At 44.7% G+C, this 2523-nt stretch carries 1 protein-coding gene; it reads left to right on the top strand.

Going from position 1 to position 2523, the window contains the following annotated elements; all coding sequences use genetic code 11:
• Positions 1-1767 precede the first annotated feature (1767 nt).
• Complete coding sequence (locus EIZ48_RS27910; protein WP_160658636.1) at positions 1768-2301, top strand: 2'-5' RNA ligase family protein; 534 nt, start codon at positions 1768-1770, stop codon at positions 2299-2301.
• The last annotated feature ends 222 nt before the right edge of the window (positions 2302-2523 follow it).

The raw sequence follows: 2523 nt of genomic DNA, 5'->3' as shown, positions 1-2523 counted from the left end.
CGCACGGTTGGCGCCGGAGTACGCTGAGAGTTCGGCGGCCAAGTAGGAAGGTCGCATGTGGAAATGCCTAACAAGGCAATCAAGGTGACCCGTTACACTCGGCGGTTTTGGTATGAAGTTCGGTGCGCTTTGCTGGTTTGGCGTGGGGCACCTTATCGCAGGCGTTATGCACCTTAGAGCCAAGTTCTTCAATGGTAGAAGGTTCATCGTTCTATACCTCGATTTCTCTGGCTATTTGTTCAGCGAAAGGCTGCCTGAAAGCTCAGAGAACAGCAGGTTGTCGTTTTCTTTGTCGCCTTTTACCCTGGCAATTCAGCCGTGAGTTTCCGTCGTTACATTGCTTTGAAARGGCAGCAGCTTGTCTTAACCAATAGTGMGGTGCAGCAGCCAATCAAATCTGTATCAGGTTGTCATTCAAGTTGGTCTGGCTCAAGGTGTTGAAAGTAAATCTGAATTATTGGAGTCTGCGCTTGTTGTCTGCATGCCGCAGTCTCATCAAGCGTGGAAAGATTATCGGCCAAGTATGCTCGCAGTAATGKATGGAGTTGCATAACAAAGCAATCAAGGTGACCCATTACACTCGGCRGTTTTGGTWTGRAGTTCGGTGCGCTTTGCTGGTTATTCGTGGGGCACCTTATTGCAGGCGTTATGGCTTAAAAGCACAGGCAACGTGGTGTTCGCGTCAAGGTTTGTGGGTCAAGCTTAGCGGCTATTCATCCGAATTTCTCGGGCGATATACCTGAACGCTTTCAGTGTATAACGAACTGTGAATTTAGCGGGCTTTGTCCGCAGCACGCCTGATTTACCACTTGCGCGGGCTGTCAGAAATGCCAGAAACTTCATCGAAAACCAGCTCTTAAATTTTGGCTAAGGGCTATCAGGTTTTAATTCTTGTTAATTTTCCCGAAGCTTCTGATTTATATCAGTTGGTAAAGAGCAATTCTTTGTCCAGTGACCACTGATTTTGCTCGTTGGCTCATGAAGTTATGTATAAATTTCTGTTTGGGTTTTATTGTTAGGTTAAACTGTTTCGCGTTCAAGCCGATATTTCTGTAGCGGTAGCATATTTGGTAAGTAATTCAAATTCCTTGAGTTTGCCATAACAAGGCAATCAAGGTGACCCGTTACACTCGGCAGTTTTGGTATGAAGTTCGGTGCGCTTTGCTAGTTCAGCGTGGGGCACCTTATCGCAGGCGTTATGGCATTGGTTCACACAGGCAACGTGGTGTTCGCTTTTCGTCCTGAGGGTCAAGCTTAGCAGCTATCAAGTCGCTCGTTTCAGGCGATATACCTGAACGCTTTTCGGTATAACGAACTGTGGGTTTGGTTGGTTTTGCCCGCAGCACACTTGATTTGCTCAGGGTTTACGCTGATAGCCATTTCTGAAACTTCATCGAATGAAAATGTTCTATTTTGGACTATGGTTATCAATGTTTGGTTCCTGGCTATTTTTCCTGAAGATTCCGATTTAACCAGTTGGTAAAGATCAATTCTTTGTCGAATAACTTCTGATTTTGTTAATTAGTTCATGAAGTTATGCCTTTCTTACTGTTCAAGTATTGACGCTAGAGTAGACTGTTCGGAGTTGGAGCAGATCATTTTGTAGCGTGTCTGTTAAGCGCTTGGCTCCTTTGAGTTTGCCATAACAAGGCCATCAAGTGTGACGCATTACACTCGGCAGTTTTGGTTTGGAGTTCATTTGGCTTGGTGAGTTTCGTGGGGCGCACCTTATGGCTGGCGTTAGCTCTCTTAGGAAGTAAACAAGTCATGGAAATATCTAAACCTACATACATTGTTGCAGAGTTATCAGGTGAAGTAGCAAGTTGGATTCATTCTACACGGGTGACACTTGAACCCGGTATTGCCCATTTTCCTGAAGAAATAACTTTGGCTGGTTCATCTGGCGTAGGACCTATCAGCAAAGGGCAGAAGCTAAGTGTGGTGGTTTCACAACTTGAGCAAGTTCTTCAGAATTACTCTTGTATACAGTTCAAATTTAAAGGGGTTAGTCATTTCCCTGATACAGAAATCTACTTTGCAGAACCAGAACGTGAAGAATTCGACAGACTTCATGCAAAGATAACTGAAACTGCAATTGTTTTTGATGACAGTCCGTTTCCTTATAACCCTCATTGTACGCTTAAGAGCTTGACGCCAATGGAGAGTTCCCATGAGGAGATTATTTCAAATTTGGTGGTACCTGTAAGCGAACATTGCATCAGAAAAATCTCTATTTACGAGCTGGATGAGATGAAACCAATCAAGCTTTGGGAGCGGGAGCTAACAAAAACATCAAGGTGACGCGTTACACTCGGCAGTTTTGGTATGGAGTCCGGTTCGCTTGGTGAGTTCATCGTGGCGCACCTTATGTTCGACGTTATACGTCTTGGAAGTATCGAGGTCAAAATTGGATTATTTAATTTTCTTAGTGCCGGTAGTTGGAGGACTGGTTTCGTTTGTGCATTGGTACTTACACAGCCCCAAGCTTCCAACATACGATGCTCTAGGAGACTTGGCAGGAGA

It is taken from the genome of Photobacterium alginatilyticum, from assembly GCF_009910675.1.
Lineage (GTDB): Bacteria > Pseudomonadota > Gammaproteobacteria > Enterobacterales > Vibrionaceae > Photobacterium > Photobacterium alginatilyticum.
The sequence above is the reverse complement of the archived record's forward strand: the minus strand, read 5'-3'. Positions and strand labels throughout refer to the sequence as shown.